Genomic DNA, 1,153 nt, shown 5'->3' on the forward strand with positions numbered 1-1,153 from the left:
GCAAACCCTAAGTAGGGAGGCACAATTATTTGTAGGATGGGTTAGCGGTAGCGTAACATAATCGGGCGTTGGGTTTCATGCTTCAACCCAACCTACGTTCATCTTATATTTAATTCCACCCACCCACTTAAAACTCAAATCTGATAACTGATAACTGATTACTGATAACTGATAACTGATTACCGGCGCCGGTCTTGCAGTTTTTTATAGACATCTCGCAGGGGGACTTGATGATAGGCGAGGGCGACGAGGGTATGATAAAAAAGATCGGCCACTTCTGAGGCAATAGCATCGCCATCATTATCTTTGCAGGCCATGACCACTTCTGCCGATTCTTCGCCGATTTTCTTGAGAATTTTGTTATCTCCTCCGGCCAAAAGTTTACAGGTGTAGGATTCCGGATGAGGATCGTCTCTGCGATCGCAAATTACCTTAAACAATTCCGAGAGAGTGTCGGCCGCTGGCGGTGATTTTTGCCAGTTTACTTGGTGAAAACAGCTTCTTTCGCCGGTATGACAGGCGATATCACCGATTTGCTCAATAGTCAGTAAGATAGCATCACTATCGCAATCGTAGCGAATTTGACGCACTTTTTGGATATGGCCAGAAGTAGCGCCCTTGTGCCATAATTCTTGACGAGAACGACTCCAATACCATGCTTCCCCAGTGGTGAGGGTTTTTTCGAGGGATTCCCGATTCATCCAGGCCATCATTAACACTGTAGCATCAAGATAGTCTTGAGCGATCGCCGGTACTAAACCCTGGGGATTATAAGCGATCGCGTCGAGGGGAATAGCAGAGAGTAAAGAAGACATCAGTTTTTCGCGGTCAAGAATTATGGTGGGACAAATTACCCAAAGCTTAATTATATAGCCATGGGGTCTTGGGGGTTAGGGTTTAGGGGTTAGGGGTTAGGGGATGGGGGTTGGGATTTAATGGTTGAATAATAAAAAAATTGCTGAGAAATTGATGAGAATACAATCCTATCGAGACTTACAAGTTTGGCAAACAGGAATGGATTTGGCAGAAAAATGCTATTTAGCCACTCGCAATTTCCCCAAAGAAGAAACCTACGGGATGATTTCTCAAATTCGCAGGGCTTCCGCTTCTATTCCTGCTAATATTGCCGAGGGTCATGGCAGAAAAACCCGCA

The 1,153-nt window shown here is 45.1% G+C and carries 2 protein-coding genes; one reads left to right on the forward strand and one right to left on the reverse strand.

The annotated features are described in order from the left end of the window. Window positions 1-179 precede the first annotated feature (179 nt). On the reverse strand, window positions 180-815 hold the full coding sequence (gene hisIE, locus PX481_RS17745; RefSeq protein ID WP_004162874.1) for a bifunctional phosphoribosyl-AMP cyclohydrolase/phosphoribosyl-ATP diphosphatase HisIE: 636 nt from the start codon (window positions 813-815) through the stop codon (window positions 180-182). A 154-nt stretch (window positions 816-969) separates the two neighbouring features. On the opposite strand from hisIE, the gene PX481_RS17750 reads away from it, so the two are divergent. Then, window positions 970-1,153, forward strand: a 184-nt coding sequence (locus tag PX481_RS17750; RefSeq protein WP_502888614.1) for a four helix bundle protein, incomplete at its 3' end; no start/stop codon positions are given.

The sequence above is a fragment of the Microcystis sp. M53603_WE2 genome, from assembly GCF_030065435.1.

Coding starts and splice junctions, on each gene's coding strand:
- hisIE (WP_004162874.1), bottom strand. CDS start 815: ATGTCTTCTTTACTCTCTGCTATTCCCCTCGACGCGATCGCTTATAAT.